Raw genomic sequence first — 26,435 nt, 5'->3', positions numbered from 1 at the left:
GGTGGCGCATTCACCCACTGACAACTCCGGGCATACTCAGGGTTTGTCGCTCAGGGCTTGTGTGCGGCAGGGCTTGTGCGCGGCGCGGGCTGCCGTGCGTCAGAAGCTATGCGGCTAGCTGGCGTCCTCGTCGGCGGCGAGCTGGCCGCAGGCCGCGGCGATTTCCTGCCCCTTGGTGTCGCGCACGGTGCACGGCACGCCCTGGGCTGCCACGCGGCGGACGAACTCGTCCTGGCGGGCCTTCGGCGAGGCGTCCCACTTCGAGCCCGGCGTGGGGTTGAGCGGGATCACGTTGACGTGCACGCGTGAACCCAGCGCCGAGTGCAGCTTCTTGCCCAGCAGGTCCGCGCGCCAGTCGTGGTCATTCATGTCGCGGATCAGCGCGTACTCGATGGACACGCGGCGGCCAGTCTGGTCCGCGTAGTAGCGGGCGGCGTCCAGCACTTCGGACACTTCGAAGCGGTTGTTGACGGGGACGAGTTCGTCGCGGAGCTCGTCGTCAGGCGTATGCAAACTGACAGCCAGGGTGCAGGACAGGCCCTCGTCCGCGAGCATGCGGATCTGCGGGGCGAGCCCCACCGTGGACACGGTGACGTTGCGCTGGGAGATGCCGAAACCGTCCGGGGACGGTTCGGTGATCTGGCGCACCGCGTTGACCACGCGCTTGTAGTTGGCCAGTGGCTCCCCCATGCCCATGAACACGATGTTGGACAGGCGTGAGCCCTCCGCGGCCATCATCGCCGCGGCGGCGCGGACCTGGTCGACGATCTCCGCCACGGACAGGTTGCGGTCCAGCCCGCCCTGGCCGGTGGCGCAGAACGGGCAGGCCATGCCGCAGCCAGCCTGCGAGGAGATGCACAGGGTTGCGCGGCCCGGGTAGCGCATGAGGACGGATTCCAGCAGAATGCCGTCGTGGAGCCGCCACAGCGTCTTCGTGGTGTCGCCCTCATCGGTCTCCACCGTGCGCACCGGCGTCAAAAGCGTGGGGAACAGCGCGTCCTTGACGGTTTGGCGCTGTGCCTCGGGCAGGTCCGTCATGGTCAGCGGGTCGGCCTCAAACTTGCCGTAGTAGTGGCGCGCGATCTGGTCGGCGCGGAACTTGGGCAGGCCGAGTTCCTTGAGCGCGTCGATGCGCTCGTCTTTGCTCAAGTCCGCGAAGTGCTTCGGCGGCATGCCGCGCTTCGGGGCGAGCAGCTGGATCTGGGGGAAATCGCTCATAGTGCGCCCCATCTTGGCACGTCGCGCCACGAATTTCGAATCTGGCGCGGGCGCAAACCTACGGGTTCATCAACGTGATGGTAGTCAGCAAGATGTAGGTCGCCGCCGCAGCGGGCAGCATGCCGTCGAGGCGGTCCATGATGCCGCCGTGCCCCGGCAACAGGTTGGACATATCCTTGATGCCCAGCTCGCGCTTGAATTGGCTTTCCACCAAATCGCCCATGGTCGCGCAGATGACCAGCGCGATGCCGAGCACGATGCCCATCCACCACGGGCCGTGGATGAGGAAGTGCACCACCAGAACGCCGGTGATGATGCCGGCGGTCATGGAGCCAGCGAAGCCCTCCCAGGACTTGTTCGGGCTGACGGCCGGGGCCATCGGGTGGGAGCCGAACATCACGCCTGCGGCGTATCCTCCGACGTCGTTGGCCACCACGCACAGCATGAACGCCACGATGTAGGCGGAGCCGTCCACCCCGGCTTCGGTGATCCGGGAGATCATGGCGGCGAAGGTTCCGAACAGCGGGATCCACGCGAGCACGAAGATCGCGACTGCGGTGTCGCGCAGGTAGTTCTCGGGCTGGTGGTGCCTACCCTGGTGGAACATGCCCCAGAACATCACCACCAGCACGGTGAAGGCGAATCCGGAGACCAGGCCTGTGGTGCCGTAAGGCGCGGACAGCCAGAGCATGGCCTGGCCGAGGATGATCATCAGCGTGCGCGGCTGGACATAGCCGGCTTCGCGCAGACGTGTCATCACTTCCCACATGGCCAGCGCTACGGCGACGGCGACCAGCGGGTACCAGGCGACAGGCCCGATCCACACTGCCGCGATCACCAGCGCGCCGAGCACCACGCCGGTGGCGATGGCCGCCGGCAGGTTGCGCCCCGCCTTGTTCTTCGGCTTCGGGGCGCGGCTGGGCCAGCGGCTCGGGGTGGCCTCGGGTGCTTCCGGGGCATCGCTCACGGCTGCACCCATTTCGGTGCCTTCAGGGACCTCAGCGGGCCCGGTGGTTTCCGTCTGCGCCTTCGACACGTCGGCTTAGACCTCCAGCAGCTCGTTTTCCTTGCGCTGGACAACCTCGTCGATCTGCCCGACGTAGCCCTGGGTGGTCTTATCCAGGGCCTTCTCGGCGGTCAACACCTCGTCCTCGCCGGCGTCGCCGTCCTTCTGGATCTTCTTCAGCGCTTCCATGCCCTGGCGGCGCACGTTGCGGATGGCGATCTTGCCGTCCTCGCCCTTCTGCTTAGCTTGCTTGACCAGCTCCTTGCGGCGCTCCTCGGTCAGCTGCGGGACGGACACGCGGATGACCTGGCCGTCGTCGGTCGGGTTCACGCCGAGGTCGGAGTTGCGGATGGCGTTTTCGATCTCGCCCATCGTGGACATGTCGTACGGCTTGATCAGAAGCATGCGCGGCTCCGGCACCGAGATGGTGGCCATCTGGTTGATCGGGGTGGGCGCGCCGTAGAAGTCGGCCATCACGCCGTTGAACATGGCCGGGTTCGCGCGGCCGGTGCGGATGGTGGCCAGCTCGTTTCGGGTGTGCTCAACGGAGGCGGTCATGCGCTCTTCGGCGTCCAGCAAAACGTCATCAATCATGGTTCTACCCCTATCGTTTCTCGGGTTTGCGTCACCCTTAACTTACCAGCGCCTGCCGCGTGCCTAGACTGTCGCCATGCCGCACCCAGCCTTCACGTTCGTCGCGCCGCCCGGCGCCGCGCTCACCGGCCCGCTCGGCGGGCGGCTCTCCGGCTGGAGCGTCCCGATCAAAGACGGCACCGATGTCGCAGGCTGGCCCACCACGCACGGCAACCCCGCGCGTGCCTACACCGCGCTAACAACGGATCCGTTTGCACAGATGCTTATCGACGCCGGAGCGCACGTCGCCGCCAAGACCTTGACCTCCGAGCTGGGCGCCACCTGTTACGCGGAGCGCCCCGGCGTGGCTGTGCTGGAATCGCCCACCTTCCCCGGCTGCACGCCCGGCGGCTCCTCCGCGGGCGCCGCAGTCGTGGTCGCGGACGGCACGGTGCGCGCCGCCCACGGCACCGACGCCGGCGGCTCGATCCGCGTGCCGGCCGCGGCCTGCGGGGTGGTGGGGCTGAAACTGGCCAGCCACGACCTGTCCGCCCACGGGTTTTTCACCCGCAACGTCGCCGACTTGCTCACGCTCACCGGTTGGACGCCGCCCGCACGAAGGAGGCTGCGCATCGGTGTGCTCACCCGAGGCGTGTTCGCGGACTCTGAGGTGTCGGAGGGGCGCGGAGCTGACGTCGAGAAGCTTGCTACTGCCCTTGGACGCGCCCACGATGTGGTGGAGATTTCTCCCTACGACGAGTCGCGCGAGACGTACGCGCACTTCAGCACCACAATCAAGCGCTCGTTCAAGGACGTGGACCCGCTGGATAGCGGCTACATCGCCTGGCTCAAAGAGGAGGCGCAGCGCCTAGGGCCAGAGCAGATCGCCTCGGCGCAAGCGCACACGCGCGCACTCCCCGCGCTGCTCGCGGCGCAGTGGGGCGTGGACGTGGTGCTCTCCCCCACAATCGCGTTCGATCCGCCCCCGCTCGGCTATTTCCCCGCGCTCCACCCCGAAGAGAGTTTCCACGCGCAAACCGAGTGGTCGCCGTGGTGTTCGGTATTCAACATGCTGCGCACCCCCGCAATCGCGCTCGCGGGGGTGCACCTGGGCAGCCTCAAGGTCGGCGGCCCGGAGTTACTCGGCTTGGCGGCGCAGGCCGAACTGTTGCGCGCTTAGGCCACCAGCGTGCCCACCTGCTCGCCGGAGACGGCGCGGGCGATGTTGCCCTCCTGTAGCAGGTTGAACACCAAAATGGGCATGTTGTTGTCCATGCACAGGCTGAACGCGGTGGCGTCGGCGACCTTCAGCCCGTTCTCGATGACCTCGCGCGGGGAGATCTCGGAGTACAGCTTCGCGTCCGGGTTCTCGCGCGGGTCGGAGTCGTACACGCCGTCGACAGCCTTGGCCATCAGCAGCACCTCGCAGCCGATCTCCAGCGCGCGCTGGGCGGCGGTGGTGTCCGTGGAGAAGTACGGCATGCCCATGCCCGCGCCGAAGATGACCACGCGGCCCTTCTCCAGGTGGCGGGCGGCGCGCAGCGGCAGGTAAGGCTCGGCGATCTGCGCCATGTTGATGGAGGTCTGCACGCGGCAGTCCACGCCCATCTGCTGCAGGAAGTCCTGCAGTGCCAGGCAGTTCATCACCGTGCCCAGCATGCCCATGTAGTCGGAGCGGGCGCGGTCCATGCCGCGCTGCTGCAGCTGGGCGCCACGGAAGAAGTTGCCGCCGCCGATGACCACTGCGACCTCGGTGCCTGCGCGTGCCACGTCAGCGATCTGGCGCGCGACGGACTCGACCACGTCCGGGTCGATGCCGACCTTGCCTCCGCCGAACATTTCACCGCCCAACTTCAGCATCACTCGCTTGAAACCTGTGCGGCTGGGATTGAGGTCAGTCACCGAAATTCGCTCCTTTTGCGCGGCGGGATGTTCAGATGTTCGCAGACGATTCTAGACGCGCTTTCGCGCAGGCACCGAAACGTGCGCTTTGAGCACTTTTGCTTGACGACGAAGCCCCGCACACGCCACCGGCCCTTCTGGGCGGAAGCGGTGCGGGGCTTGGCGGTTAGCGCAGATTAAGCCTGTAGCTTAAGCCTGGCCGACCTCGAAGCGGACGAAGTCGGTGACCTCGATGCCGTTCTCCTCGGCGAACTGCTTGACGGTCTTCTTGGAGTCCGCCAGGGACGGCTGATCCAGCAGAACAACGTCCTTGAAGAAGCCGCCCATGCGGCCCTCGACGATCTTGGCGATGGCAGCTTCCGGCTTGCCCTCGTTGCGGGTGATCTCTTCCTGGACCGCGCGCTCCTTCTCGACGACGTCGGCCGGGACGGACTCCTGGTTGAGGTAGCGAGCCTTCATCGCGGCGATCTGCAGCGCGACCTGGTGTGCGGCCTCAGCGTTGTCGCCGGTGTAGGACACGAGCACGCCGACTGCCGGCGGAAGGTCCGCAGCCTTCTGGTGCAGGTACTTCGCCACCTGCTCGCCCTCGATGGTGGCAGCACGGCGCAGCTCGAGCTTCTCGCCGATCTTGGCGGAAAGGCCTTCCAGGACATCGTGGGCGGTCTGGCCGTTCACGTCTGCGTTCGCCAGCTCCTCCTGGGAGTTCGCCTTCACGGCAGCGGCAGCGTCAGCGATCTGGGCTGCGATGTCCTTGAACTCCTGGTTCTTGGCCACGAAGTCGGTCTCGGAGTTGATCTCGACGATGGTGTTGCCGGAGACGGCGACCAAGCCCTCGAGGGCGTTGCGCTCTGCGCGCTTGCCCACGTCCTTGGCGCCCTTGATGCGGAGGTTCTCGACGGCCTTATCGAAGTCGCCGCCGGTCTCCTCGAGCGCCTTCTTGCAGTCGAGCATGCCGGAGCCGGTGGTCTCGCGGAGCTTCTTGACGTCAGCAGCAGTGTAGTTCGCCATAGTGGGCGATCCTCCTCGTGAAAGTGTTGCTAAAAGTGTTCAAACCGTTTCAAGCGTAGCCGACAGTACTCGCTGTGGCACGGCTTGGAGCGGGGCGCACACAAAACACCCCGCGCCCGCACTGTCCCGGGCATGAAAGCCGGCGGGCGTGAGCGGAACGCGGGGTGCGCGTGCAGGTGGCGTGAGCCGAAAAGCTTACGCCTGGGTTGCAGACTCGTCGCCGGACTCGTTCGCCTTGGTCTCAGCCTGCTCAGCTGCGCGGACAGCGTGCGGCTGCTCAACCTCGGCGACCTCCTGCGGAGCCGCGGACTCAGCTGCGACGGCAGCCTTCGCTGCGTCCGCTGCGGAAACTTCCTCGGAAGCTGCAGCCTGAGCAGCTGCCCCGGCAGCCTCAGCCTGACGCTTCGCGTCGTTGTCGCCTGCAGCGTCGCGTGCGGAAGCGAGCTGGCGCTCCTCGCGCTGCTGCTTACCGGCGATGACAGCCTCGCCCACGATGTGGGTGAGCAGCTTCACGGCACCGATGGCGTCGTCGTTGCCCGGGATCGGGAAGTCGACAACGTCCGGGTCGCAGTTGGTGTCCAGGATGGCAACCACCGGGATGCGCAGCTTCTGCGCCTCGTTGACGGCGATGTGCTCCTTGTTGGTGTCCACGATCCACAGTGCGGACGGTGCCTTGGTCATGTCGGCGATGCCGCCCAGCACACGCTCGAGCTTGACGCGCTCGCGGGTGAGCATGAGGACTTCCTTCTTGCCGCGGCCTGCGTAGCCGTCCTCGGCTGCGTCCATGGCCTGCAGTTCCTTCATGCGGCCGATGCGCTTGGACACGGTCTGGAAGTTGGTGAGCATGCCGCCCAGCCAGCGGTGCGTCACGTACGGCATGCCGACGCGCTGCGCCTCTTCCTGGATCGGCTCCTGTGCCTGCTTCTTGGTGCCGACGAACAGGATGGTGCCGCCGTGTGCGACGGTCTCCTTGACAAACTCGTAGGCCTCATCGATGTAGGTCAGCGTCTGCTGCAGGTCGATGATGTAGATGCCGTTACGGTCGGTGAAGATGAAGCGGCGCATCTTCGGGTTCCAGCGACGCGTCTGGTGGCCGAAGTGCACACCGGCGTCGAGGAGTTCACGCATGGTTACAACTGCCATGGTTTTGTCTCCTTCGGAGAAAGTAGTTCGGTTACATTGCTTGTCTCACGTGCGGGTTTTTATCCCGCACCCTGGCACCGTGCTCGCCCTGCACCCTGTGAGAGGGACCGTCGCTGAGCAGGCATTATCCGGCGCGCGTAGTCAGCCCATAAAAGCTGCCCGTGCAACACTACCCGCCCGCGCCCGCAAAACCTAATCTCAACAGCGCCTTCTGTGGATAACGTCGCGGCGGACGGCGGGTTATCCACAGATTTCCGCCACGGGTCTAGTGTTCTTGCCCTCGGCGTGCTCGTATTCACGCATGCGCCTATCGACGATCCTCCGGTCCACCACCGCCCTCATTCTCGCCACCGCCACCTGCGCCGCCCCGGCCGTCGCCTGGGTGGATCCCGCCGCCGGCACCCCGTATCCGGCAGCGGTGTCTCGGCCCGCGGACATCCCGGAGCAGAACTGGAAACCCGGCCACCGCGGGGTTGACTTGCCGCTGGGTCTGGGTGCCGACGTGCTCGCCGCAGGCGACGGCGTCGTCGCCTTCGTGGGCGTGGTGGCCGGCACGCCGGTGGTTTCCGTTGACCACGCCGGCGGGATCCGCACCACGTATCAGCCGGTGCGCTCCCCGCTCGTGGTCGGCGACACGGTGCGCGAAGGCGAGCCGATTGGCACCCTCGCGCACGCACCCGCGGGGTTTTCCGGTTCCCACGACGGATTGCACTGGGGTGCGCTTACGGGCAAGGACGCCTACATCGACCCGCTCACGCTGCTAGAGGCGCCTCGGATCCGGCTCAAACCCTTAGACGGCTCCTCTACGCGCGCGGGTGCGCCTGGTCGTAGACGCGCTTGAGCCGCTGCGCGGAGACGTGGGTGTAGATCTGCGTTGTTTGCAGGCTGGTGTGGCCGAGCATCTCCTGCACCACTCGCAGATCCGCCCCGCCTTCCAGCATGTGGGTGGCAGTGGTGTGGCGCAGCGTGTGCGGGCTGACATCTTCTACGCCGGCGCGCTGCCCGGCGCGCTCGACGATGCGGCGCACCTGGCGCTGGTCGATGCGCCCGCCGCGGGAGCCGACGAACATCGCCGGCGTGTCGCCCGCGAGTTCTTCGCGGCCGAACTCCAGCCACTCGGACACGGCCGCCGCGGCTTCGTCGCCGAACGGCACGACGCGTTGCTTGTTGCCCTTGCCGGTGACGTGCGCCAGACCACGGGCCAAGTCCACGTCGCCGAGATTTAAGCCCGTCAGCTCGCCGACGCGGATGCCGGTGGCGTAGAGCAGCTCGAGCATGGCGCGGTCACGCAGGTACTCGGCCGGGTGGGCGTCGTCGGCCGTGCCTGCCTCCACGAGCTCCCCGGCGCGCTCGCCTTTGACCACCGTGGGCAGGGGGCGGTTGACCTTGGGGGCCTTTAGCCGTGCCGCGGCATCGGTGGTGATGTAGCCCTGGCGGTAGGCCCAGGTGGAAAATGCGCGGGCGGCGGCGGTGCGGCGCGCCAGCGTGGCCCGGCTCTTGCCAGCACTCATCGCGTCCGCCAGCCAGCGCCGCAGCGCGTCGAGCGTGAACGCGTCGAAGGTGTCCGCGTAGCCTTTAAGCCCTTTCAGGTCCGCGACGTAGCCCTTGACCGTGTTCGGGGAACGGCCGAGGACAAGTTCGGCGTATTCGGCGAAGTCCTCCACCGCCGCCTGCACTTGCCCCAGCTGTTTACTCATGTCACGGCAGTGTACTCGCTTTACTTACTCGGGCTGCTCCACACGCGACCAGAGCCGCTTGTCGCGCTCCACCAACCCGCGCTTAGACAGGTCCATCAGAATGTGCACCGTCAGCGCGATGGATAGCCCCGAATCCGCGGCCACCGCCTCAGCTTCCCGGCCGGCGCGGCCGGCGGGCGGCAGTGCGTCGTAAATGCGCAGCTCGTTGCGGGAGAGCTGCTGGGTCACGCTCGGCGGGAACTGCATCTCCATCTGCTCCTCGGCGCTGAACTCGCCGACGGCGCAGAGCTGCTCGTGGACTTGGCCTGCGTTGAGCACCATCTCAGCCTCGTTGTTCTGGATGGCCAGGTTCGCGCCGAGGGACTGGGCGTCCGTGACCGGCCCCGGCACCGCCATTGCCGTTCGGTTGAACACGTTGACCCACTTCAGGGTGTTCAAGGCCCCGGAGCGAAACGGTGCTTCCACTAGCACGGTGCCAAGCGTGAGTGCAGCCACGAGGCGGTTTCTGGTGAGGAAGCGGTGCCTGTCCGGCGTGACAGAGGGCGGATATTCAGTGACTAAAGCACCTCCCGTGGCCTCCACCCGCTCGAAGAGCGCCTTGTTGGAGCGCGGGTAGTGCTCGCCTGGCCCGCAGGCTGCCACCACCACGGTCGGGGTGTTCACGTCCATGGCCGTGGTGTGGGCAACCGTGTCGATGCCCAGCGCGCCGCCGGAGACCACCGTGTAGTTATGCCCGCCAAGCCCGGCGACCAGATCCTTGGTTGCCATGTGGCCGTACTTGGTGGCGTGGCGTGTGCCCACCACGCCCACGGACTGGGCGAACAGCCCCGGCAGGTTGGTGTTGCCCGCAACCCACAGCGCGTGCGGCGCGATGCCGTCCGGCTGGTGGCTGGCTTTGCTCGCCGCCCCCGTCTGCTGGCGGCCAAACGAGCACGCAATCGCCTCCGCCGGCCACTGCGGCGACTCCGGGGTGATCAGCGTGTAGCCGAGTTCCGCCGCGAACTCGAGGTCCGCGGCCGGGCGGTCCCAGGTGTAACGGTTCTCGGTCTGCGACAGCAGGCCGCCGATCCAGGTGGCGCGGGTGCGCACGCCGTCGGCGATCTCGTCCGCAGTTTTGCCTACACGCAGCAGGGCTTGGATGTGGTGCGACGGCCCCTCCACCACTCGGGAAAGGTAGGCCCAGGATTCCAGGGAAGACATCTACGCCACCTCCTCGCGCTGCAGCTGGTGCTCGCGCATCTCCACCGCGCGGTAGGTGTGGTGGATGTCCGGCTGGTCCATCTCTTCTAGGTCCGCGAGCGTCCAGGCCAGCTTCAAGCATTTATCCACCCCGCGCTGCGTGATCTTGCCGTGGATCAGCTCTGCCTGCAGCATCGCCATCGCCGCCTCTTTGGCGGGAAAATGCCTGCGGATCAGCGTCGCCGGCACGCGCCCGTTGACGTCCTCGTCGCAGCCTGCTTTCGCCCACCGGGCCGCGGCGCGCTCGCGGGCGGCTGCCACGCGTTGGGCAATGCTTATCGACGGCTCCGCATCCCTCGGACTGAGCACCGCCGCGTCGCCAGAGGTGGTCACAAACACGTCCAGCCGGTCCTTCAACGGGCCGGAGACGTTGCTTAGGTGCCGTGCCCGCTGTGGGGACCTGCACGAGCACTGCCCGTTGATCCGTTGGCACGCACACGGGTTCGCCGCCAGCACCAGCTGGAAATCCGCCGGGTAGACCACTTCCCTTTTTGCGCGGGTCAGCCGCACCTCGCGTTTTTCCAGCGGGATGCGCAGCGCGTCGAGCACCGGCGCCGGGATCTCGGAGGCTTCGTCCAAGAACAGCACCCCGCGGTGCGCCTGGCTGACCACGCCTGGGGTCGGGGTGCCGCCTCCCCCGCCGATCAGCGCCGCGCGCGTCAGCGAGGGGTGCGGGGCGATAAACGGGCGCGTTGTCACTACCCCGCCGCCAGACACACCCGCCGCAGAGTGGATGGCGGTGACCTCGACCATCTCCTGCACATCCATCGGCGGCAAGATTGACGGGATCCGCTCCGCCAGCATGGACTTTCCCGAGCCCGGCGGGCCGATCATCATCACGTGGTGCCCGCCGGCCGCGGCCACCTCAAGTGCCTCGCGCTCCTCGGACATCCCCGCCAGGTCTTGGAAGTCCGGCACCGCCCGCTGCGGCGCGGCCGCTTCCGGCGCTGTGGCAGGCTCCAACTCCGCATCGCCGGTGATCCACTGCCACACCTGCACGAGCGAATCCGCCACCAGCACCTCCCGGCGTCCCAGCAACGCGGCCTCGGCGGCGTTGGCCCTGGGCACGACGACGGTGCGGATTGGGTCTGCCGCGTCGAATGCTGCGATGAGCATCGGCAGCACGCCTTCGGCCCGTCGCAAAGTCCCGTCCAGTGCAAGCTCCCCGCAGAACATGGTGGATGCGAGCGTGCGCTCCACCCGCGGGTCCAGGCTGCCCAGCACCGCCAGCGCTATGGGTAGGTCGAAGTGCGAACCGGCCTTGGGCAGGTGCGCGGGTGACAGCGACACCATGATCTTCGTGCGCGGCCACGGCAGGGAAGAATTCGAAATCGCGGTGCGGATACGCTCGCGCGACTCTTTGACCGCCGCGTCTCCCAGGCCCACCATGTGCATGCCGGGCAACCCGGGGCCAACGTTGGCCTCCACCGTGACCAGGCGGGCGGTGACCCCCTCCACGGTCGCGCTCATCGTGCTAGCAAGCGCCATCTTCCACCCCCGGGAACCGGCGCAAGATGTAATCCTCGCCGTCGAAGACCACCTCGACCACGTCGAAGCGGATCGGGCAGTACTGGCCCTGCACGTGCTTGTCCAGCCACTGCGCCGCGCACCGGCGCATGGTGTTGAGCTTCTTCGTGGTCACCGCCTCCGCGGCACCGAACGCGGTGCCGCGGCGGGACTTCACCTCCACGAAGACGACGGTACCGTCCTCGTCCTCAACAACGGCGTCGATTTCGCCCGCCCGCATGCGTTGCCGGTGGCCCAAGAGGGTGTAGCCCTCGTCCTCGTACCACCTGATGGCGGCGTGCTCGCCTGCCCTGCCCAGCTCCCACTGGTCCTGATAATTCACCTGCACGGTGCCTCCCCATTTCATAGAGTTCCCAAATGTCGGTCCTCTATCAGACGTGGACGGCCCCGCCGCGGTTCCATGGCGCGGGCAGTTTTGTAAAACTCGGCGACAGCACCGGTATTTGGCCAGGTGAATGTCTGACGCAAAGCGCGGCACGCCGAGTTTTACAAACGGCTTACCGCAGCCCTACTCCGGGAAGGTCAGATCGGGTTTGTCCAGCTCCTCGATGTTGACGTCCTTGTAGGTGATCACGCGCACGTAGCGCACAAAACGCACCGCGCGGTACATGTCCCACACCCACGCGTCCGACATCAGCACCTCGTAGTAGACGTCGCCGCCGTCGGTGTGCGGGATGAGCTTGACGCCGTTGGCCAGGTAGAACCGGCGCTCCGTTTCCACCACGTAGGAGAACTGGCTGGCCACGTCCCGGTACTCGCGGTAGAGGGAAAGCTCGACGTCAGCCTCGTAGTTGTCAAGATCCTCGGCGCTCATGCCTGCCCCTTCTTGCTGGACTGCCAATAGAAGTCGTCAGCGTCCCTGACGTTCGCATAACTATAACGGTGCTCGGGGCTCGCGCCGTGGCGGCGCACCGCGTCCATGTGCACCTTCGTGGAATAGCCCTTGTGGCCCTCCAGCCCGTACTGGGGAAACTTCTGTGCCATCTCGCACACCAGCCGGTCCCGGCTCACCTTCGCAAGCACGCTCGCCGCGGCGATGCAGCGGGCGGTGTAATCGCCTCCCACCACCGGCAGTTGGGGTGAGGGCAGGCCGGGGACGCGGAATGCGTCGATAAGCACATAGCCCGGCTGCACTGAAAGCCCCGCAACGGCGCGGCGCGCGCCGTCAATGTTGGCATGCTGGATACCGCGCCGGTCAATATCACGGGCGGGAATGTGCACCACGGAATACGCCACCGCGACGTCTTTGACAGCGTCGAACAGCACATCGCGCTTGCGGGCGGTGAGCTTCTTGGAGTCCGTCAACTCCTCCAGCGCAGGCTGAGGTTGCGTCGGCAGCACGCACGCGGCGATGGTGATGGGGCCGAAACAGGCGCCCCGGCCAGCCTCGTCCACTCCCGCCACCGGGCCGAAGCCCGCCTTGTCCAGGGCGACCTCGTAGGTGCGCAGCTGCTTCAAGCGCCGCACGGGCCTACTGCTGGATGTCCGGGTCGCTCACGCCCTGCATGCGGTTGACCGGGAAGACCACGGCCTTGACCTTGCCGCGGATGTTCTCCTCAGGGATGGTGCCCTGGAACTGGTCGCCCATGTGCGCGCGCGAGTCCAGGGAGTTGGTGCGGTTGTCGCCCATCATGAAGTAGTTGCCCTCCGGCACAGTCACCGGACCGAAGAAGGGACCGCCGCACGCGTCCGAGCCCGTGGATTCATCCACCGGGTAGAAGTTTGGCTGCAAGGTGTAGGACTGGTCGATCGGCTTGCCGTCCACCATGATCGCCGGGTCCCCCGCCTGGCAGGACACGGTCTGACCGCCGGTGGCGATGATGCGCTTAACCAGGGTGTTCTCGTCCTTCGGTACCAGGCCTACCCAGGAACCGACCTCCTGCATGCCGCGCACAACCGGGTTGGAGGAACGGTTGGAATCGAAGCCGGTGTTCCATGAGTCGGTGCCGGCGAAGACAATCACGTCGCCCGGCTCCGGGTCGGAGAAGTAGTAGCTGACCTTCTCCACGAAGATGCGGTCGCCGGAGCCGGATTCGCCGTGCAAGGTCGGCTCCATGGAGGCGGACGGGATGACGTAGAGGCGGCCGATGAACGTCTGGATCACAAACATGATCAGCAGCGTCAGCACGACCACGACCGGGATCTCCACGTACCAGGGAAGCTCCTTTTTCTCCTCTGGCTCGTCCGCGGCCGGGCGTTGCGCCACCGGGGCTGCCTCATAACGCGGCTCGGCGGCGTACGGGTTGTGGGGCTGTGCAGGCTTCGGTGCGGAAGGCTCGCCTGCGGGTCCGTTCACGTTGGTCACCCGGGATACGTTAGCACCGCGGGAGCCGTCCACAAGCAAAGTGCCCCGCCCGAGCGGACTCGGACGGGGCACTTTAACGCGCTGAAACTAGCGGCGCTCCTTGATGCGGGCAGCCTTGCCGCGCAGGTTGCGCATGTAGTACAGCTTGGCGCGGCGGACGTCGCCCTTGCGCACAACCTCGATCTTCTCGATGTTCGGGGAGTGCACCGGGAAGGTACGCTCAACCGCGATGCCGAAGGAAACCTTGCGCACGGTGAAGGTCTCGCGGATGCCGTCGCCCTGGCGGCGGACCACAAAGCCGGTGAAGACCTGGGTACGGGTCACAGAACCCTCGATAACCTTGACGTGGACGTCGAGGGTGTCGCCCGGGCGGAAGTCCGGGATGTCGTCGCGCAGCTGGCCTGCGTCAACAAGATCAATGATGCCGTTGCTCATGAAAGCAATCCTTTACGTGTTCGGACAGAGGACCCTGGCGGCACTTCCCCATCCGGGGCGCTCGGCCGGTTCATGTCGATTACAAGAACCTGCAGCATTTTACATATGCGCCGGTCACTTCCCAAATCCGGCGCGTTTCAACGCGTCGGCCATCGAGCCGGATGCTTCTCGACGTCCCTCCGGCGCTCCCCGCTTCCGGCCCCTGCCCGAATTCTTGCCCGGCTTTTTGTGCTGCTTCTTCTGGGCCGGCTGGCCCGGCTCGTCGTCGAGCCGCAAGCTCAGGCCGATGCGGTTGCGGGCGACGTCGACGTCCATGACCTTGACTTTGACCACCTCGCCGGAGCGCACCACCTCGTGCGGGTCCGAGACGAACGAGTGGCTCATGGCGGAGACGTGGACCAGGCCGTCCTGGTGCACTCCCACGTCCACGAAGGCGCCGAAGGCGGCGACGTTGGTCACCGTGCCCTCCAGGATCATGCCGGGTGTGAGGTCCTTGACCTCGTTGACGCCTTCCTTGAACTCGGCGGTCCTAAACTCCGGGCGCGGGTCTCGGCCGGGCTTGTCCAGCTCCGCGAGGATGTCGGTGACGGTGGGCACGCCGAACTGCTCGTCGGCGAAATCGGCCGGCGCAAGCTTGGTCAGCACCGCCGTGTTGCCGATGAGCTGCTCGGTACTCAAGCCGGTGGCCTGGGCGACGCGCTCGACCACCGGGTAGGCCTCCGGGTGCACCGCGGAGCCGTCGAGCGGATTAGCCCCGCCCTGGATACGCAGGAAGCCAGCGGCCTGCTCGAACGCCTTCGGCCCCAGGCGCGGCACCTTGCCCAACTCCTTGCGGGTGGTGAACCGGCCGTTCTCGTCGCGGTAGGCCACGATGTTCTTCGCCACCGTGCCCGATAGGCCGGCCACGCGCTCAAGCAGCGGCGCCGAGGCGGTGTTGACGTCGACGCCGACGGAGTTCACCGCGTCCTCCACCACCGCGTCCAGCGTCTGGGCGAGCGCGGTCTGGTTCACGTCGTGCTGGTACTGGCCCACGCCGATGGACTTCGGGTCCACCTTGACCAGCTCCGCCAACGGGTCCTGCAGGCGTCGCGCGATGGAGACCGCCGAGCGCAGGGAGACGTCCATGTCCGGGAACTCTTCCGCCGCGATCTGGCTGGCGGAGTACACCGACGCGCCGGACTCGGAGACCACCACCGGGGTCGGCCGCTTTCCACCCGCCTGGGCGATCAGGTCCGCCACCTCACCCGCGAGTTTTTCTGACTCGCGCGAGGCGGTGCCGTTGCCCACGGCGATGAGCTCCACGCCGTGCTGCGCGGCCAGCGACGCCAACTCCGCGCGGGAGGCGTCCCAGCGGTTCTGCGGCTGGTGCGGGTAGACAATCGTGGTGGCCAGCACCTTGCCGGTCTCGTCCACCACGGCGCACTTCACGCCGTTGCGGTAGCCCGGGTCCAGCGCCAGCGTGGCGCGCTGGCCGGCGGGCGCGGCGAGCAGCACGTCGCGCAGGTTGGTCTTGAACACCTGCAGCGCGCCCTCCTCCGCCTTCTCCTTCAGCCGCATGCGGGTATCCAGGTTCGCAGAGACCTGCAGCTTGGTGCGCCAGCCCCAGCGCACTGCCTTGGCCAACCACTCGGAGTCTTTGACCGGCAGGTCGAAGCGCTCCGCGATCATGCCCTCGTACACGGCCTCCTCGCCCGGGTCCATGTCCAGGGTGAGCACGCCCTCGGCCTCGCCGCGCAGCAGCGCCAGGATGCGGTGGCTGGGCAGTTTCTCAAAGGGCTCGGAGAACTCGAAGTAGTCCGCGAACTTCGCACCCTCGGTTTCCTTGCCCTCCACCACGGCGGAGCGCATGGTGCCTTGGGAGTACACACGGTCGCGCACCTCGCCGACTAAGTCCGCGTCCGTGGCGAAGCGGTCCACCAGGATCGCGCGGGCGCCTTCGAGCGCGGCCTTCGCGTCCGGGAAGCCCTCCGAGAGGTGGGCCTCGGCCAGTGTTTCGGGGTCGGCCGAAGGGTCGTCGATAAGCTGCTGCTCCAACGCCTCCAGCCCGGCCTCGCGCGCGATGTCCGCCTTGGTCTTGCGGCGCTTCTTGTACGGCAGGTAGAGGTCCTCCACGCGCGCCTTCGTGTCGGCGTTAAGGATCGCCTGCTTCAGCTCGTCGGTGAGTTTACCCTGCTCCTCGATGCTTTCCAGCACGGCAGTTTTGCGCTCGGCGAGCTCGAGCAGGTAGGTGTTGCGCTCCTCGATGTGGCGCAGCTGCGCGTCGTCGAGGCCGCCCGTGGCCTCCTTGCGGTAGCGGGCGATGAACGGGACGGTGTTGCCCTCCGCGAGCAGCTTCAGCGCCTGCTCGACCTGGTTGTCCCGCACATTGATTTCGTTCGCGATGGTGGCTGCGATTGATGTCATTCGGGCGAGTCTAGTCGCGCCTGTGTTGCGCCAGTTTTACAGCAGCACCTGCGCCAGCAGCGAACCCACCACACACGAGGTGAACACCGAAATCGCGCCCGGGATGAGGAAGGAGTGGTTGATCACAAACTTGCCAATACGCGTGGTGCCTGTGCGGTCGAAGCCGATGCAGGCCAGGTCCGACGGGTAGGTCGGCAGGATCCAGTAGCCGTAGGCCGCGCCGTAGAAGCCGACGATGATCTTCGGGTCGATGCCCAGCGCCAGGCCGATCGGGGCGATTGCGACCAGCGCGGCGGCCTGCGAGTTGACCAGCTTGGACACGATGAGCAGCACGATCGCATACGCCCACGGCGCGGCCTCCACAACAGATCCCAGGCTGGACTCGAGTTGGTCGATATGCGCCGCGAAGAACGTGTCCGCCATCCAGGCCACACCGAAGACGGAGAACACCGCCGTCATGCCGGCCTTGAACACCGGAGTCGAGGCGATTTTCTTGTGGTCCACCTTGCAAAACAGCAGGATGATCGCGCCGGCGAACAGCATCACCATCTGGATGGCCAGGTTCATCGACAGCGGTTTCATGCCGCCCTCGCCGTCGTCGAAGGCGGGGCGCAACCCCTCGAACGCGCCAAGCACCACCACGAAGGCGATGGCGCCGAGGAAGACCCAGACGGCGTTGCGGGCAGATCGCGGGAAGACCTCGTCCAAAAGCGAGTGGCTGGACTGGTTAATGGACTCCGCGAACGCCGGGTCCTTCATGCGCTCCTGGAACACCGGGTCCTTATCCAGGTCCTTGCCGCGGCGCAGCGACCACAGCGCGGCCAGGATAACGCCGGACAGCGACGCCGGGATGGCGACCATGAGGATCTGCGGGATGGAGTACGCCTTATCAATCACACCGGCGTTTTCCGCCAGGATCGACGCGAGCGAGACCGTGGCCACCGACACCGGCGAGGCAGTGATACCCATCTGCGCGGACGTCGACGCCACCGCCATGGGGCGCTCCGGGCGGATGCCCTTTTTCACCGCGATGTCCTCGATGATCGGGAACATGGTGTAGACCACGTGTCCCGTGCCGCACAGCACGGTGAGGAACCAGGTGGTCAGCGGGGCGAGGATGGTGATTCGCTCCGGGTGGGCACGCAGCAGTTTCTCCGCCTGCTGCATCATCACCTCAAGGCCGCATGATTGCTGCAGCGTGGCTGCGCAGCCGATCACGGCGATGATGGTGAGCATCACGCCGACGGGCGGTTCGCCCGGCTCGAGGCCGAAGACGAACACCATGAGCATCAAACCGATGCCGGAGATCAGGCCGAGGCCGAGCCCGCCGTAGCGAGTGCCCAGTAGCAGGGCGCTGAGGATGACCAGGATTTGCAGGACGATGGCGACCGCGGATGTTGGGTCAAGCACTGACGCGAGCATGGGTGTCCTTTCGTACGCGTGTAACACACTCAAGCGTATCGCCCAATTGGTCAGACCTTTAAATTTTCATAGGGTGATGTTGACCACCAGATAAGTTAAACCTCTACAGTCCCGCCGGACTGATAAGCCCCAGGTGGCAGCGCCTTTTCCACCGCACGCGTCGCCTCATCGAGCGCGAGCGCGGTGCGCCCGGCGACGGTGAGCGTGGTTCCCTCCAGGGTGACCTCGGGGTCGCGGTAGCCAGCCTTCTTCAAGGCCCTGCGCAATTGCTTTACGACGACCCGCGCCGCCCCGTCCACCCTCACCGTCGTGAGCACGTCGCGAGCGTCCAACATGAACCGATCATCCTCGCTCAGCGGTGTCTGCTCCAGCAGCTCGGGGCGAACCTCGCGGGTGCGTTTCAAAGACTGTTCCCTGCGCCACGCCTCCACCTTGGCGTGGTCGCCGGAGGTGAGCACCGCCGGCGCCTCAAGCCCGCGCCACACACGCGGCTTGGTGTAGCTCGGGCCCTCGAGCAGGCCGTCGGAGAAGCTGTCGTCCTCATGGCTTTCCGTGTTGCCCAGCACGCCCGGGATCAGGCGCGTGACCGCCTCCGCGATGACCAGGACGGCAACCTCGCCGCCGATGAGCACATAGTCGCCGATGGACACCTCGCGCACGCGGTAGCGCTCCTCCGCGTCTTCGAAGACGCGCTGGTCGATGCCCTCGTAGCGCCCGCAGGCAAAGACGATGTGCTCCTCGCGCGACCATGCCTGCGCGTCCTGCTGCGTGAAGGGTTTGCCCGCCGGGGTGGGCACGAGCAGCAGCGGCTTGCTGCTATCCTCGCCGCCTTCGTACGGCCGGGGCGCGACCTCGTGCACGTCGTCGTAGCGTAGCTTGTCGTTGCGGTGCGCGGCCGCGGTGTCGAGGGATGTTCCGGGGCGGCCTTTGGCGACGTCGTCAAGCGCCGGCCCCCACACCTCCGGCTTCATCACCATGCCCGGTCCCCCCCCCAGTGGCGGGGCGTCCACGGACTTGTGGTTGCCGGTGGCCCAGTCACGCAGGTCGTGCACGCCCACCGACAGGATCCCCTGCTCGATCGCCTTGCCCAGCAGCGCGTGGCGCAGCGGGTCGAGGTACTCGGGGAAGATGGTGACGACGTCGAGGCGCAGCTTAGACATCAAGCAGGCCCTCGGGCGGGGTGATGGTGAGGTAGCCCGCCTCCGTGTCGAGCTCCGGGACGAAGTCCATCACGAACGGGACCATGACGTCCTTGCCGTTATAGTCGATCTCCAGGATCTTCCGGTTCGGCGCGTCCATCACGCCCGTGACCTCGCCGACCTCTTCGCCCTCGTGGCGCACCTTCAGGCCAATGAGCTCGTGGTTGTAGTACTCGTCCGAGTCCTCCTCGCGCTCGAGCGGCTCGGCGAAGAACTTCATGCCGCGCAAGCTGTCGGCGGCTGTGCGGTCCGGCACTTCCTCGAAGCTGACCAGCAGGCGCTTCTGGTGCGGGCGCACCGTCTTCACGGTCAGCTCCCGCTCCTTGCCCGCCTGGCGGCCGGTGAGCACCGCGCCGACGACGATGTGCTCCTCCGACTCGTCCGCCAGCAACTCGACGGCAACTTCACCTTTCACGCCGTGGGACTTGACCACGCGGCCGATCTGCAGCTCCATGGGAGCCAAGACTATCAGCGGTGAATGCGACAACTTCGCTGCCTTAAGCGGAAAGCTGCGACGCAGCCCAACTGTTGAGCTGGAGAGTAATCTGTGTCACTATGCCGGTCACGTAACCGTCGACAAGCAATTGCTTCAGTCGATTCCTAAGGACGCAACATGACCTACTTCGAGCAATTTGCCAAAGACATGTCGGAAAAGGACTATTTGATGCGCGTCAAATGGTGGCGCCCCGGCATGACCTTGGAAGAAGCCTACGAGACGATTCGTGCCCTCCCAATTGATCCAGAACACGAGATCGAGAACCCGAGCCAGCCCGAGCAGGGGTCGTGGAACCAATTCAGAGGTGACACGTTCATCCAGATTCGCCTGCGCGAGCTGTTCGAGGGATACGCAATAGAGCACGGCGATCCGTATTTCATTGGGTTGATGGGCCAGGCCGGATTTGAGCGCAACTTTCTTCTCTGGCACGACACCGAACTCCGAGAAGAACTGATTTGGCCACTCTTCTCGCTCGTGGGTACCCAAGAAGTCAGTTTCACCTCCATCGAGAAGTATTACTGGTCAGGCTGGGCAGAATCCCTTGTTGCGCTGGTAGACGAAGGTCTGCTGGACCGCGACCGCCTGCTCGACGAAATGCTCACGGCGCTGAACCGCGGTTTCCCCGCGTACCGCGTTCGCTGGTTTACCCAGCATTACGAGGATTTCGCGCCGACCGAGGAAGAAACCACGAAGCGCCAGCACCTGCTCATCGCTGCTTTGGGTTCGGGGGTCGGCTCTACGACCACGTTCGCAGTCAAGCAGCTTTCCCGCCTGTCGGAGCTGGATGCGGACGGGTTTGTTGCCGCCGGCGCCCACGCCCTGAGCGGGTCGAAGGCAACGGCGATCACGGCGCTGAAAATGTTGGAGAAGATCGCGACCGAGCGCGAAGATCTGGCCGCGGGAATCGCTGATGCCGCGCAAACCGGCCTCTACCACGCAAAGGACGACGTCGTACGCCGCAGCGCCGCGCTCCTACGCACGTTGGGCAAAGAGGAGCTCATTGACGCCGCCCGCGACGTCCTGTCCCCTGTCATGGCGCTCGAATTGCTGGGCCCCCGGGACGCCAGCCCGGAAGTCCCCGCAGAGACTTCCGCACCGTTAGCGCAGCCCGCTGAAGCGCAACCTGTCGCCCCGTGGACGGACGAGGACGCTTTGTTTCACACCCGCGAGTTGCTCGCCGCACCAGACGCGGTGGGCTTTGCGTTGCTCGTTGCGTGGCTGGCGGAAACTGGGCCGCGCGCGCTGGAGATTCTCAAACCGGTGCTGCCGAACGACGACCCGTCGTCCACTCTCCCCGATGTGCGCTGGCTATTGGTGCAATGCCGCAGCACACCTGCCGAGGTAGAAGAAGCCAACGCGTTTCGGCTAACGGTTGATATGAGGAGGGAATCGCTCCTGCGGGTCGTTGCCATCGTGCATGGGCTCGCACCCACGCGCACCTTACTTTCGACGCCGACGGACACCTTCGGGCGCGTGGACAACAAGGAATTCGCCCGCCGCCTCGCCACATATTCAACCCCCGAAGACGTCTGGCCCGACGATGCCCTCCTCGCCCACCTGCGATTAGTGGACTTTCAGGAAGACAGCACCGGACGTGTGCCCCTGCAGGGAGTGCGAGCTGGGTGCGACTGTGTCCTGTGGACCCCGCCCGAAGACCGATGCACCGGATGCGGTGAAAGCCGCGTATGGCTCCGCACCTCACAAGGGTGGAAACACCAAAGCACACAGCTCGAAGAGAAGCTGCCATTTATGGCCTCCGCTCCGTTCAGCCCAACCTACTCCCCTGCCGGGCGCGCCATCGTCGCCCCGAGCTGCTTGGATGCCTACACCCACGACATGGAGAGCGACCTGGACGGCGGGATGTCGAACTACCCAGAAAAGCAGGATCCCGCCATTGTCGACGTGCTCACTTGGCACCCAGGAGAATGGTCGCCGCACACCTCCCGGTTCTTGGGCAAGGCCATGGCACACAAGGACACTGAGGTGCGAGCAATCGCCGCCGAGCTTTTGGCGACTGCACTCGCACGAGAAATCGGGGCGGAAACCGCCGCTCACGAGTGGTCCCAGTTAGAAGACGTCATTCTTGGCCGATGGGCCGCCTCGCTTGAAGACGCCGCAACGCTCAACCCAACCTACGTCTGTGATTTCCTTGCGCAGTTATTGCCCAAGTTGGATCACAAGTCGCGCGACCTCGGCAAACTCATTGAGCTGTACCGAAACGTGCGACTAGCAACCGGTGAATCGGAAATTGGCGCCGGGCTGCGCGAGTGGCTTGCAAACTTCAACGGGAAATCAAAGGCAGCGCTGGCAGCGTCGGCGTTGCTCAAGGAGGTATAGGTGCACTACTCCTACACCCACCCATCCGCCGTGACTGACCAGGGCCTGCAGTTGGCCACCAGTGGTGGCACGCTCGACCGAGTGGACGAACCGCACTTTTTCAGCGGTTTCGTGGAAAACCCCCACATCGTCGCGCGCGGGGTGCTCACCGTCGCGGACTACGCCGCGAAACGCTTCTACACACCAGTGGACACCGCGGCTATCGCCGCGCTGGACCCGGTGGTCACCTCTACTCCGGAAGGTCTGCGGTTCGAATCTTTCTCAGGCTGCTGCAGCGCCTACGCCCGCTTAGACGTCACCGACCTCGATGCGCAGTCACAACAGTCAGGCGTCACCAACGTGGACATCAACCTCCCGCTGCGTGAGGCTCTTACGGCAATCACACCGGGCTCGCCACTCCACCTCACTATTGCCGACGACGCCCTCCACGTCACGACGATGGACACCGCACTGGACGAGAAAAAGGTCGACCTGCCGCTGCGGTGGGTGAAAGGACTCGCAGAGTCGCAGCACATCAGCGCAGCCATGACGAAGCAACTGGAGCTCACGGGGCCGGAAACGACGAAGTTCATCACGTCGCTGCCCGGAACATCTTCACCAAAATCCGCGATGTGGGCCACGCCCGCATTGCGGAGTCTGCGCCTGGCGTCGAAGCCGTCGAATGGCGCGGTCTGCTTAGCCGGGCCGGAACGGTTGAAACCACTCATCCCCCTCCTGCCGTACGTGACCAAGTTGACGACCTACAGCACCGAGAGCGACGCGACTTCCCAACCAAAGTCATCCGCATGGGTGTTTGAGCTTTCCGGCGCGCGATTCACAGTAGTAATCAGCCCGGCAAAAACCCGCGGGTTTTCCGGCGAAGGCGCACTGTTGATGTCCCTGAACAACCCGCACGCGGCGGATGATGCTGATCTTGTCTCAGCAGTTCTGGCGTTCGATCCCCGCATTGACATCCGCCGCCTCGCGGCGGAGACCGGGCTCACTCCCAACCGCGTTAAGGACGCGCTCCAAGTCCTCGCGTCAACCGGCCAGGTTGGCTACGACCTCACCCTGGGCGCATATTTCCACCGCCCGCTGCCGCTCGACCCCGATGTGGTGGGCAAACTCAACCCCCGTCTCGCCAACACCGAGGAGCTCTTGGCCCGCAACGCTGTCTCCCCGCTCGCGGGTCAGGACGACGGGTTCACGGTACGCTCCGGCTCCAACGATTACACGGTGAGACTCGACCACGACACTTACGCATTCGCATGCACTTGTTTCTGGTTTGCAAAACACAAGGACTCCCGGGGTCCGTGCAAGCACGTGCTGGCGGCGCAGGCGTTTCGGGAAACCGCGCGCGTGGAGCTGTAGAAAAGCAAAAATGTCCAGCGAAACCGCTGGGCATTATTCGCGTGAGGTGAGAAAGACTTAGTTCTCCTCAGCCGGAGCGTCCTCGGAAGCCTCGGACTCAGCCTCAGCGTTCTCGCCCTCAGCCTCAGCAGCCTCAGCCTCAGCGGCAGCGGCGGCCTCAGCGGCCTCCTTCGCCTCAGCCTCTTCCTTGGCCTTCTTGCGCTTCTCGGTGATGGCCTCGGCGGTCGGGCCGTTCTTGGCCTCCTCGAGCGCCTGGTTGAACAGGTCGAGCTTGGACGGCTTCTCCTCGGCCACCTTCAGGGTGCCCTCGGCGCCGTCGAGGCCCTTGTGCTTCTGCCAGTCGCCGGTCACCTTCAGCAGTGCGAGCACCGGCTCGGTCGGCTGCGCGCCGACACCCAGCCAGTACTGAGCGCGCTCGGAATCAATGCGGATGAGCGACGGCTCTTCCTTCGGGTGGTAGATGCCGATGTTCTCGATGACGGCACCGTCGCGACGGGTGCGGGCGTCAGCGATGACGACGCGGTACTGCGCGTTGCGAATCTTGCCAACGCGCTGCAGCTTGATCTTTACAGCCATGGTGTACTTCCTTTTAGGTCACTGGGCAGTGCAGACACTCGCCACTTATCGACGAGCCGGTTCAACCCTTCTTATTTACCCTGCGCGTGCCTGGCCGGGCGACCTCCCCCGCTTAGAGCGAGGGGCAAGACGGATCCGGCGCGTACGCAGTTATGGACTTGTCGTGCCTGGCGCACAAACGCGCCGGACAACCCGAGAGAGTTTACGCGCGTTTGGGCCAGGTTCCAAAACACGCGTCCGGTTTTGCCCTGCCAAAGCTGAAGGAGATCTGCGCGAGTCTGGTTCGGTCCCGCGCGTCGGGGGCGGTATTGTCCTTAACCGCTTGTGACGATAGTCGGCACAGCGCAGCAAGACACACGACAATACGGGTTGGAGAGACGGTTGAGTACGACGGCAGGGCACGCACCACGGCCGACGAAGGGCTCCACCGCCTACCGCGTCGACCTAGACGGGCTGCGAGGCTTCGCCATCGCGCTCGTGGTGATCTTCCACGTGTTCGTGGGCCGCGTCTCTGGCGGCGTGGATGTTTTCCTGCTGCTGTCCGGCTACTTCTTTCTCGGCGGCCAGCTGCGCTACGCGCTGCGCCCCAACCCGAACTTGAATCCGTGGTGGCCACTGTGGCGCACCATCCGCAGGCTGGTCCCGGCGCTGGCGCTGGTGGTGGTTGTAGTCGTCGGCCTTGTCATGGCGTTCACCCCGGAACTGATGGGCGTGGAACTTTCCCGCCAGGTCACCGCCTCGATGCTGTACTTCCAAAACTGGGAGCTGATGTCGCAGAACGCGGACTACGCCGCGGCCAGCCAGGAGACCTCTCCCCTGCAGCATCTCTGGTCCATGTCCGTGCAGGGGCAGTTCTACGTCTTCGGCATTCTGCTGGGCTGGGTCGTCGCCGTGGCAGTCACGAAGCTGCGGGCAAAACCTGAGCACGCCCGCCGCGCCGCCATTGCGCTGCTTGCGGTGATCACCGTGGCGTCGTTCGCCTGGGCCGCGCGCTTCGGGCTGGAAGGCACCGGCGAGAACTACTACTCCACGTTCTCCCGCGCGTGGGAGCTCTCCCTCGGCGCACTGCTAGCGTTCGTGCCGGCGAACCGGTTCCTGCCACAGGCCACCGCGTGGCTCACCGCGCTGTTGGGCGTGGCGCTCATCGCCATCACGGGCTTTATCGTGCCCACCTCGCTGGCGTTCCCCGGCCCCGTCGCCCTGATCCCGCTCACCGGCGCGGCGCTGGTGATCCTCTCTGGCAACGCCAACGGCGTGTCCAAGGTGCTTGCCTCCGCCCCGATGACCTGGCTGGGTAGCGTGGCCTACTCGCTGTACCTGTGGCACTGGCCGCTACTGATCATCGTCACCGTCATCGGCGGCTACGACACCCCGCCTGCCTGGCTGGGCGCACTTGTCATCCTGGTGTCGCTGTGCCTGGCGCACGTCACGCACACACTCGTGGAGGATCCGCTGCGCCAGCACCGCCCGCGCCCGCGCGGCGACGATGACCCGGTGGCGGCCGCGAGAGCGTCGCTACGCACCTTGCCCGGTGCCGCACGTGCGGTGGGCGGCGTCCTGGCCGCAGCGCTGTTCGCTGTCGCCCTGGCCGTGCAACCGTACTGGGACAACCGCGTCGACAGCGCGGAAAAGGTGCTCGACCCGGTCAACTACCCCGGTGCCCGCGCTATCCAGGGCGTGCAGGTGCCGGATGTGAAACCGCAACCGGACCCGAACCTCATCGCAGGCGTGTTCCCGCCCATCGGGCTCGACGACTGCATGATCTTCCTCCCCGAAGCCCCCGACGCCATGCCGGGCCCGCAATGCACCTACGGCGACCTCGAGGCGGACACCACGATCGTGCTCGCTGGCGGCTCCCACATCGAGCCGTTCATCGTCCCCCTGGACAAACTGGGCAAGGAGCACCACTTCAAGGTCGCCACCTTCGTGCGCCAGGAATGCCCGCTGGTTATCGGCGGGCCTCTGGATCCGGCCAACGACATCGTCTCCCCCGAGTGCGCCGAGTGGGGCGAAAACGCGATGCAGGAAATCATCAACCTGCAGCCCGACATGCTCATCTCCACGTCCACCCGCCCCGCGGGCCACGCCGGCGACGGCCGCGTCTCCGCCGACTACGTGCCTAACGCCTACGCCAACCTCTGGCAGCGCCTGGCTGAGCTGGGCATCCCGTTCGTCGGTCTTCGCGACAACCCGTGGATGTTCACCCCCACCGGCGAACCCATGGACCCGAACCTGTGCATTGTCGCGGGCCACTCCGAGCACGCCTGCTCCATGGCGGCGGACATGGTCTACGCCCCCGAGGACCCGGCCGCGTACTTCCTCGACGGCGGCTACGCGCAGTGGGAGATCGACACCGCCGGCTGGTACTGCGTCGACGGCCTCTGCCCGCCGCAGATCGGCAACGTGTACATCTACCGCGACCAGAACCACATCTCCAACGCGTACGCCGAGTCGCTGACCCCGGTGCTGTGGGAGCGCCTCGCGCCGATCTTCGAGGAGCTTTCGCTTCTCAACGCCCCTCCGGCCACCCCGTAGGCGCCCCCTTCGCCGAACCGGCCACTCGTTTTGTGGATCCAGCTAGTAGGACCCAGCTATCCGC

24 protein-coding genes are annotated in these 26,435 nt (G+C 65.8%); 5 read left to right on the top strand and 19 right to left on the bottom strand.

Going from position 1 to position 26,435, the window contains the following annotated elements; all coding sequences use genetic code 11:
- Positions 1–114: 114 nt before the first annotated feature.
- From rlmN to frr, 3 genes are all read right to left on the bottom strand, one after another.
- Positions 115–1,218 (bottom strand): dual-specificity RNA methyltransferase RlmN, encoded by a 1,104-nt coding sequence (rlmN, locus tag HMPREF2791_RS02510; RefSeq protein ID WP_070844221.1) that lies wholly within the window; start codon positions 1,216–1,218, stop codon positions 115–117.
- Positions 1,219–1,276: 58 nt separating this feature from the next.
- Entirely contained in the window at positions 1,277–2,197 is a 921-nt protein-coding gene (locus HMPREF2791_RS02505) for a phosphatidate cytidylyltransferase (RefSeq protein WP_083290210.1), read from the bottom strand.
- A gap of 63 nt (positions 2,198–2,260) precedes the next feature.
- Positions 2,261–2,818, bottom strand: coding sequence for a ribosome recycling factor (frr, locus tag HMPREF2791_RS02500; RefSeq protein WP_070474101.1), 558 nt, complete (start codon positions 2,816–2,818; stop codon positions 2,261–2,263).
- A gap of 76 nt (positions 2,819–2,894) precedes the next feature.
- Between frr and HMPREF2791_RS02495 the strand changes: the two genes are divergently transcribed.
- Entirely contained in the window at positions 2,895–3,977 is a 1,083-nt protein-coding gene (locus tag HMPREF2791_RS02495) for an amidase family protein (protein ID WP_070844219.1), read from the top strand.
- Here HMPREF2791_RS02495 and pyrH read toward each other — a convergent pair.
- The 3 genes from pyrH to rpsB form a co-directional block, all read right to left on the bottom strand.
- Positions 3,974–4,657: a UMP kinase gene (pyrH, locus tag HMPREF2791_RS02490; RefSeq protein WP_070844218.1), complete on the bottom strand. Its 684-nt coding sequence runs from the start codon at positions 4,655–4,657 to the stop codon at positions 3,974–3,976. The two genes, HMPREF2791_RS02495 and pyrH, sit on opposite strands and share 4 nt — an antisense overlap.
- A gap of 231 nt (positions 4,658–4,888) precedes the next feature.
- Positions 4,889–5,707, bottom strand: coding sequence for a translation elongation factor Ts (gene tsf, locus HMPREF2791_RS02485; RefSeq protein WP_070844215.1), 819 nt, complete (start codon positions 5,705–5,707; stop codon positions 4,889–4,891).
- A gap of 195 nt (positions 5,708–5,902) precedes the next feature.
- Positions 5,903–6,850: a 30S ribosomal protein S2 gene (gene rpsB / locus HMPREF2791_RS02480; RefSeq protein WP_083327860.1), complete on the bottom strand. Its 948-nt coding sequence runs from the start codon at positions 6,848–6,850 to the stop codon at positions 5,903–5,905.
- Between the two features lie 301 nt (positions 6,851–7,151).
- Between rpsB and HMPREF2791_RS02475 the strand changes: the two genes are divergently transcribed.
- Positions 7,152–7,691, top strand: a complete 540-nt coding sequence (locus tag HMPREF2791_RS02475) for a M23 family metallopeptidase (RefSeq protein ID WP_070474094.1) — start codon at positions 7,152–7,154, stop codon at positions 7,689–7,691.
- On the opposite strand, the gene HMPREF2791_RS02470 is transcribed toward HMPREF2791_RS02475, so the two are convergent.
- The 12 genes from HMPREF2791_RS02470 to rimM all read right to left on the bottom strand — a co-directional run bounded on the left by HMPREF2791_RS02470 (position 7,654) and on the right by rimM (position 19,531).
- A complete protein-coding gene (locus tag HMPREF2791_RS02470) occupies positions 7,654–8,547 on the bottom strand; it encodes a tyrosine recombinase XerC (RefSeq protein WP_070844213.1) in 894 nt (297 codons plus the stop codon). The two genes, HMPREF2791_RS02475 and HMPREF2791_RS02470, sit on opposite strands and share 38 nt — an antisense overlap.
- 24 nt (positions 8,548–8,571) lie before the next feature.
- Complete coding sequence (locus tag HMPREF2791_RS02465) at positions 8,572–9,747, bottom strand: DNA-processing protein DprA (protein WP_070844211.1); 1,176 nt, start codon at positions 9,745–9,747, stop codon at positions 8,572–8,574.
- Positions 9,748–11,274, bottom strand: a complete 1,527-nt coding sequence (locus HMPREF2791_RS02460) for a YifB family Mg chelatase-like AAA ATPase (RefSeq protein WP_070844209.1) — start codon at positions 11,272–11,274, stop codon at positions 9,748–9,750.
- Positions 11,261–11,659, bottom strand: a complete 399-nt coding sequence (locus HMPREF2791_RS02455) for a YraN family protein (protein WP_070844207.1) — start codon at positions 11,657–11,659, stop codon at positions 11,261–11,263. Before HMPREF2791_RS02455 ends, HMPREF2791_RS02460 begins: the two co-directional genes overlap by 14 nt.
- A gap of 162 nt (positions 11,660–11,821) precedes the next feature.
- Positions 11,822–12,127, bottom strand: a complete 306-nt coding sequence (locus tag HMPREF2791_RS02450; protein ID WP_034998651.1) for a DUF2469 domain-containing protein — start codon at positions 12,125–12,127, stop codon at positions 11,822–11,824.
- On the bottom strand, positions 12,124–12,780 hold the full coding sequence (locus HMPREF2791_RS02445; RefSeq protein ID WP_070474084.1) for a ribonuclease HII: 657 nt from the start codon (positions 12,778–12,780) through the stop codon (positions 12,124–12,126). Before HMPREF2791_RS02445 ends, HMPREF2791_RS02450 begins: the two co-directional genes overlap by 4 nt.
- 4 nt (positions 12,781–12,784) lie before the next feature.
- Positions 12,785–13,519: a signal peptidase I gene (gene lepB / locus HMPREF2791_RS02440; protein ID WP_070474488.1), complete on the bottom strand. Its 735-nt coding sequence runs from the start codon at positions 13,517–13,519 to the stop codon at positions 12,785–12,787.
- Positions 13,520–13,705: 186 nt separating this feature from the next.
- Positions 13,706–14,053: a 50S ribosomal protein L19 gene (gene rplS / locus HMPREF2791_RS02435; protein WP_070474082.1), complete on the bottom strand. Its 348-nt coding sequence runs from the start codon at positions 14,051–14,053 to the stop codon at positions 13,706–13,708.
- Positions 14,054–14,167: 114 nt separating this feature from the next.
- The gene (locus HMPREF2791_RS02430; protein ID WP_070844206.1) at positions 14,168–16,456 is read right to left on the bottom strand and encodes a Tex family protein; all 2,289 of its coding nucleotides are present in this window, start codon (positions 16,454–16,456) and stop codon (positions 14,168–14,170) included.
- A gap of 36 nt (positions 16,457–16,492) precedes the next feature.
- Positions 16,493–17,878 (bottom strand): anaerobic C4-dicarboxylate transporter, encoded by a 1,386-nt coding sequence (locus tag HMPREF2791_RS02425; protein ID WP_070844204.1) that lies wholly within the window; start codon positions 17,876–17,878, stop codon positions 16,493–16,495.
- Between the two features lie 95 nt (positions 17,879–17,973).
- Positions 17,974–19,029, bottom strand: a complete 1,056-nt coding sequence (gene trmD / locus HMPREF2791_RS02420; protein WP_070844223.1) for a tRNA (guanosine(37)-N1)-methyltransferase TrmD — start codon at positions 19,027–19,029, stop codon at positions 17,974–17,976.
- A gap of 1 nt (position 19,030) precedes the next feature.
- Positions 19,031–19,531 carry a ribosome maturation factor RimM gene (rimM, locus tag HMPREF2791_RS02415; protein ID WP_070844202.1) on the bottom strand — a complete coding sequence of 167 codons (501 nt, stop codon included), beginning with the start codon at positions 19,529–19,531 and terminating at the stop codon, positions 19,031–19,033.
- A 159-nt stretch (positions 19,532–19,690) separates the two neighbouring features.
- Here rimM and HMPREF2791_RS02410 point away from each other — a divergent pair, with 159 nt between their 5' ends.
- Together HMPREF2791_RS02410 and HMPREF2791_RS02405 are read left to right on the top strand one after the other, a co-directional pair.
- Positions 19,691–21,910: a DUF6493 family protein gene (locus tag HMPREF2791_RS02410; protein ID WP_070844200.1), complete on the top strand. Its 2,220-nt coding sequence runs from the start codon at positions 19,691–19,693 to the stop codon at positions 21,908–21,910.
- Positions 21,911–23,260: an SWIM zinc finger family protein gene (locus tag HMPREF2791_RS02405; protein ID WP_070844198.1), complete on the top strand. Its 1,350-nt coding sequence runs from the start codon at positions 21,911–21,913 to the stop codon at positions 23,258–23,260.
- 57 nt (positions 23,261–23,317) lie between these two features.
- Here the strand turns inward: HMPREF2791_RS02405 and rpsP are convergent, their stop codons facing one another.
- The gene (gene rpsP / locus HMPREF2791_RS02400) at positions 23,318–23,836 is read right to left on the bottom strand and encodes a 30S ribosomal protein S16 (protein ID WP_070474069.1); all 519 of its coding nucleotides are present in this window, start codon (positions 23,834–23,836) and stop codon (positions 23,318–23,320) included.
- 381 nt (positions 23,837–24,217) lie between these two features.
- Here rpsP and HMPREF2791_RS02395 point away from each other — a divergent pair, with 381 nt between their 5' ends.
- Positions 24,218–26,371, top strand: a complete 2,154-nt coding sequence (locus tag HMPREF2791_RS02395) for an acyltransferase family protein (RefSeq protein WP_070474067.1) — start codon at positions 24,218–24,220, stop codon at positions 26,369–26,371.
- Positions 26,372–26,435 lie beyond the last annotated feature (64 nt).

This window comes from Corynebacterium sp. HMSC034A01, assembly GCF_001838175.1.
GTDB lineage: Bacteria > Actinomycetota > Actinomycetes > Mycobacteriales > Mycobacteriaceae > Corynebacterium.
The sequence above is the reverse complement of the archived record's forward strand: the minus strand, read 5'-3'. Positions and strand labels throughout refer to the sequence as shown.